We start from the raw sequence: 5,882 nt of genomic DNA, 5'->3' as shown, positions 1-5,882 counted from the left end.
AGCGAGTATTTCCGGGGTGCAGCCATGGTCACGGGTCCTCTCATGAGTCCCATCTGACCCGCTGTCAGCATCTTTCGCATCTCGGGGGAACCTCAGCCACGCTCCGACGATCCTGATCAGCCGCAGCGGGAATTCATGTCTGACCAGCGCACTCCGGCACAGATATGCGGCGCGGATTCGTGTCGCCGACGGCTGCGGCGCCAAGCCGACCGTACGAGGCGCTCGGGCCCCACGGACCAGTCGGCGAAGGTTGGCGGCCCGTATGGACCGCGGCCGAGTCGCTCTGCCACCACCACACGGTGGCGAGGCGGTCGTCGCTCGGCTCGCCTGTCATGCCGGCGACGATCGCCGCACTGCGGAACAGAGCCGTGCGGCGGGAGATGTGCGCTGTCTCGCGTCGTTCTCCATGTTGTCGTTGTGTGCTTCGGCGAAGTTGAAGGCCGTCAGTACCGCAATCACACTGGGCTCACCAGGTAACTGTGCTTGCGCTATCAGCCCTTGCGGCCCGTGGCAGAGGCAAAGCCCAGCCAGGTGTGGCGGTTGCCCCACCAGCACCAGCCGACTTTCGGGGCGTTGCGTCGTTCGCGGCCGTCTCGCCCTGTGCCGTTGCTGATCCAGATCGCCGGGGTACGGGAGTCCAGGGCGCCGTTGGCCTTGCGCAGCCGGGACCCGATGGTCATGAAGCAGCGGTTTCGCTCAAGGGCCGCCGGCTGCTGGAGTACCCAGTGGATGCCTTCGGTGAGCAGCAACGGGGTGCGGCCCTCTTCGGTGAGGGCGGGCAGCGCTTCCTGCGGGCTCCAGTTGGCCATACGGTCGCCGCGGTCGATGCCGGTGACGAGGTAGAGAGGACCATCGGGCAGCTCGACGGAGCAGGGGGTGAACTGGTCGACGTCGGGCATGTCGGTGACGACGAATCCGGGCTTGCCATCACGGCGGAGCAGCGGCGCGAGGGCGGAGGCGGGGACGCGGCCCGGGTGGATGGCGAGCAGGGCGTGGCTGTCTTCGCGGTCGGAGTCCTCTGAGAAGTCCTCTGAGAAGTCCTCTGCGAAAGCGCGCAGCTCGTCAGCGGGAATTCTTGCGAGCTCGTGCACTCCGAGTTCGATCAGTCGTACTGCCTGGGTGGCGAGCGAGGGGAGAGGGGGCACGGTGACGGTGGACAACGTATCGGGCAAGGCACTCCCCAGTTTCACGGCTCGAAGCAGCGGGTCTGAGATGCAACGAGACGGCCCACCGGAGTGTTCCCGGCGAGGCGATGTCGCGACAGACGAAGCCCGAAAAAGCCACTGGTGGAGCTCGGGGCTCGGCTGGTAGACGACGGCGGGGTTACGCCAGGGTTGCCGTCGCCGGCGTCGGGTCCGACGTGAACAAGCACGTCGTGGGCTCCCCGCAATGGTGCGTCACCGACTCTGGAGCGTTCTTTAACGGCTCCGCCCCCGCCCCTGACTCCGACCCCGCCATGACCGGTTTGAGAGGTCTGTGCAGGGCGGCGGGCTGACAGCCGGGCGGCCGACACAGCCGTGCCGACTATCGCCTCCTCATGCATGTCGTGATCAACGCTGTCCTCGGTGTCACGGGCTGCTCGGGACGCCGAGGATGTCCGCATCGGCTACCCAAGCGTCAGCTCGTGAGTGCCTCGTGCGGGAAGGACGAGGTGACGACGCGACTGGCGAACTTCCACTGGCCCGCGACCCGGACGTAGCGATCGCTGTACGTGACGTGGGCGCGCGCGTAACTGCCATCGGTCTTCACAATCTCGACGAGACAGTTGACCCTGCCTTCACCATGCTCACCCTCGATGCTGGTGATCAGGTGGTTGAACATCATGTGGACGACGTTCGTGGAGTTGGCCATGAGGGTGTCGCGGAAGAAGACGCGGATCGCCTCGCGGCCTTCGAACAAGCCGAGGCCGGTTTCGGTCTCGTCCAGGGTGCCGTCCTCGGCCCAACAGTCGACGGACTCGTCAAGCTGCCCGGAGTCGAAAGCAATCGCGTAGCGGCTATTGAGGTCCTGGATCTCTGCACGGTCATCACTCATGCCGGAATTGTACGTTTGCGCACATGATGAGAGTCGACCGGCGTGGCGCACCGACGGGAGCCGCCCTCCGTAGCCGGAGCGCGCCGGGAGGGTGCCCGTGGCCGCCCTCGTGCTCGACCACCTCGGCATCGCCCTGGACGACGGCTCACTCGAAGTTCGGTTCCCTCCTCTACCTCCTCCTTTTCCTCCTGCTGTTCGCCGTCTCCGGCTGCTCCTCCGGGAACCGCGCCACCAGACCGAAGGAGGTGCGCAAGCCGGCGGGCGACGGGCGGGCGCTGCAGGCCCGCCAGCAGGAGGAGGAGAAGCACCTCCGCAGTGTGGTGCAGGCACACTGGTCGAAGAGCCAGAGCAGTGCATGCACAGCGATCCGCCCGCGGGGGGGCAGCTTCCAGCATCCGAAAGAGGTACGGCATGGTGTTCCAACTCGATCCCAGAGTGGGGGCGCACGGGGGGAGATCCGGTCGAACTGCTCAACCAACTGCTGCCGACTGGCGCGCGGGCCGGTGGGTGCCAGCCTTCGAGCAGGAGCGGACGAGGCGCGCTGGAGGAGTGCCACGCCGGAAGTTCTCCCTCGCTGGGCTGTACGACGTGGTCCAGGTCCAGCAGGCCTGCGTCACCTCCGCCCCAGCAGCCGACACAACCCCCGCCTTCGGGCAAGGATGAGCCCGGCTCCGTTGACCTGAAGGAGACCCGGAGAAGGTGCCGCAGACCAGACGCCGGCCGGATGTGGAGCGGCTGCCGCCCCAACGTTGATAGCCGATAGCCGATAGCCGATACGGATTGGGCGTGTCGTCTTCGATGAGTGTGGTCCGGCATCGGTCCGCGGGCGCTCTTCTGGCGTGCGAGCGTAGCGGTCCATGTCGGGCCGAGGGGTACGGGTTTGTTCCGCCCGCACCGACGGACCGGACTCGGCACACGTGAAGCCACATCCAGATGTCACTGAGAGCGAATAGGGGCAACCAAGGTGTCGAATTCTCCGAACGGAACAACGAGTACGCCGCATGGCGTACCTCCGGGTGCGCTCGTACACGGAATGGTCGACATCGAAACCGGCCTACGACTCCACTACGTCACTGCGGGAGAGGGGCCGCGTACCGCAGTTCTCCTCCATGGATTTCCGCAGACATGGTGGGAATGGCATCACGTCATTCCACTGCTGACCGCTGCCGGATTCCGCGTGATTGCCCCCGACTATCGGGGCGCCGGGAACTCATTCCGCCCGGCGGGTGGCTATGACAAGCGCACCATGGCCCGCGACATTCACTTGCTTCTGCGTACTCATCTGCATATCGAAGAACAAGTGGTCCCCATCGGCCACGACATCGGCATGATGGTCGCGTACGCCTATGCCCAGGATTATCGCGATGAGGTCTCACACCTCGTCGCCGTGGATGCTCCGCTTCCGGGAACCCAGGTCTTCGACGCCCTGCGCAGCGACCCGCGCGTATGGCACTTCGCCTTCCACGCCGCGCGGGACGTGCCGGAAACCCTGGTCGCCGGTCGCGAACGGGCCTACCTGCAGACCTTCTTCAACGTCCGCAATTCCGACCCGTCGGCGATCAGCGACGCAGATTTCGACACGTATGTCTCCGCCTACTCGGCGCCCGGCGCGATGCGTGCCGGATTCGAGGTCTACCGTGCATTCGACCAGGACGCGGAGAACAATCGCGAGGCGCTGCGAAAGAATGGCAAGCTGGACATCCCAGTACTGGCGGTGGGCGGCATGATCAGCACCACAGGAGACGTCATCGAGAATATGATGCGAGAAGTGGCCGACAACGTCACAGGTGCACGAATCCCAGGAACGGCTCACTGGATTCCGGAGGAGAATCCTGAGGAGTTCGTGGCGGCAGTATTGGATTTCGCAGGATGAGAGAGGGTGAACCAGGGTTCACCCGGGCGGTCTTTTGAGGAGACGGCGCCTGATGCCCGAAAATCTCGTTGCCGAAAGGCATCGCCGAGTGAGGTAGAAGGGCAGCATGGATACCGCTGTCCTTGAACAGATCCTGGACGAGACCTTCGATCACGCTGTCGTGCACCACGGCTACACCACCTACATGCGCGAGCACGAGGTCATCGCCTACACGCCGGCTGATTTCCGCGTCAGCACCTGCCATCCCACCTGCGATACCTCTTTCGGTACTGCGTTGAGGCCCGGTGTGAGACAGCGGTGCCGGCGGAGACGTGGCGGGTTTCTTTGGTGGCACGGCCTGTACCCGGGAGCGGTATCGGTCGGATATGCACCCTTCGTCGCGGATCAGGAGCCAGGAACCGTGTGACCTTGCGGCCGGTGTGTCCGGGACGTTTCCCCGTCATGGGCGAGGTGATCTGATCGATGCGGAGTGGGAACGGCCGCGGCCGTTCCCACCGGTCGGTAACGGGCGCTGCGGCCCGTGGCGGGGCCGTAGCGGGTGATCGATGGGTTCTTTCTTCATCGGTGCGGCAGCGTCTGGCAGGCGCTCAGGAATCGTCGTCTTCGCGGTCGAAGTGAACGATGCCGTCCTCGTCCAGGAAGGGATGGATCTTCTCGGGAGGGTAGCTGCCGGTGTCGGACGGGCGTGGTTTTTCGGGCCCGTCGGGGCCCCAGCGCAGCAGTCGGCGGGCGCGGCAGATCTGGCGGACGGCGCCTCGGAACTCGACCCGATTGGCACGCTCGGCCCGGAGCCGGTCGGCGGCCCGGGCGTACTCGGCCAGCTCTCCGGCCGCGGTATCGGTGCCCTCCGCGGCCACCGTGCGGGCGTCGGTCTCCTTGTCGTCGGCATCCCAGGGAATGAGACCCAGCTGGCGCGGCTCGAACCAGGTGAGAGCGAAGTCCAGCGTCTTGCGAACGTCGTGCGCGCTGGCGTGCAGGGCACTGCCGATCTTCCACCCGGAACCATCCTTGTCCACGACTCTGAACGCCGCGGGCAGCAGCATCACATCGGGGTGGGTCTCCAGTGCCCTCTGGGAGTCACCGCGCACGTTCTCGGGATATCGGGATCCGGTGTAGGCAAGACCGCTCAGCGCCAGCCGTTCAGCGGCCTGAGCAGGTGTGATCGGCGCATCCGGGTCCAGCACCAAGCCGTCATCGATCCTCGGCTCCCTGGCGCCGCGGTCCCAGTTCGGGACGGCGGGTTCAGGGTCGGTCGGCCGGGGTTGCTCGATGCCGTCCCGCCCCATACCGGCGTACTCCTCGGCGCGCACAACCCGGTAGCGAGTCCCGAGCACGGTGAGCTCATTGACGCATTCGCTCTCCAGGCGCGCGACCGCCGCCAACAGGGCGCGCCGTTCCACCCGGTTCCGGGCCTCATCCTTCGCCCGGAACCACAGCTTCGAGTTGAGGCTGTCCCGGGCCTGCTGCGGACAGCCGGCCTCCATGGCGACCACCACCCGCCACCGGGGCGCCTCCCCGGTGTCCTGCGCGGCCACCCCGAACAACGGGCCCCGCACCAGCAGCGTCTCGATATCCACCGCGGCGTCGAGCGCGTCCGCCTCCTGGACCGACTCCACCGGATCCTCCGGATACCTCACCACGATCCGTCGCATCCGCCCCGGATTCACATCCCTACTCACATCCTCATGGCCCATGCCCTCATCCTGCCGACCCCAGCAGGCGCCCACCGTAGGTTTCCCGATTTCCGCCCAGCTTCGACGACGTCCGGCCGATCTCGGTACCGACCCTGGCAACGATGGGTCTCTCGCGGGCCGGGCCGGTGCCCGTCTGGCCGACATCGTTGGTGGGGGGGGGGGGGGGGGGGGGGGAGGGGGGGGGGGGGGGGGGGCGGGGGGGGGGGGGGGGAGGGGGGGGGGGGGGGGGGGGGGGGGGGGGGGGGGGCGCGACAACACGAGGACGGCGCAGGGGGGGGGGA

General features: G+C 66.7%; 4 protein-coding genes and 1 pseudogene. 2 read left to right on the top strand and 3 right to left on the bottom strand.

The window, feature by feature from the left end:
• Window positions 1–491: 491 nt before the first annotated feature.
• Both AC07AB_RS39925 and AC07AB_RS39920 read right to left on the bottom strand, forming a co-directional pair.
• A complete protein-coding gene (locus AC07AB_RS39925; protein ID WP_478577575.1) occupies window positions 492–1,172 on the bottom strand; it encodes a DUF5701 family protein in 681 nt (226 codons plus the stop codon).
• A gap of 445 nt (window positions 1,173–1,617) precedes the next feature.
• A complete protein-coding gene (locus AC07AB_RS39920; protein ID WP_478577573.1) occupies window positions 1,618–2,034 on the bottom strand; it encodes a nuclear transport factor 2 family protein in 417 nt (138 codons plus the stop codon).
• A 1,033-nt stretch (window positions 2,035–3,067) separates the two neighbouring features.
• Between AC07AB_RS39920 and AC07AB_RS39915 the strand changes: the two genes are divergently transcribed.
• Together AC07AB_RS39915 and AC07AB_RS39910 are read left to right on the top strand one after the other, a co-directional pair.
• Window positions 3,068–3,907: an alpha/beta fold hydrolase gene (locus tag AC07AB_RS39915; RefSeq protein ID WP_478577571.1), complete on the top strand. Its 840-nt coding sequence runs from the start codon at window positions 3,068–3,070 to the stop codon at window positions 3,905–3,907.
• Between the two features lie 106 nt (window positions 3,908–4,013).
• Window positions 4,014–4,234 (top strand): annotated as a pseudogene (locus tag AC07AB_RS39910) (YxiG-like protein); the annotation flags it as partial.
• Window positions 4,235–4,494: 260 nt separating this feature from the next.
• Here the strand turns inward: AC07AB_RS39910 and AC07AB_RS39905 are convergent.
• Window positions 4,495–5,634, bottom strand: coding sequence for a DUF5954 family protein (locus tag AC07AB_RS39905; protein WP_478577570.1), 1,140 nt, complete (start codon window positions 5,632–5,634; stop codon window positions 4,495–4,497).
• Window positions 5,635–5,882 lie beyond the last annotated feature (248 nt).

This window comes from Streptomyces sp. NPDC044033 (assembly GCF_056434425.1).
Note: the sequence above shows the minus strand (reverse complement) of the source record. Positions and strands in the feature narration are given on the sequence as shown.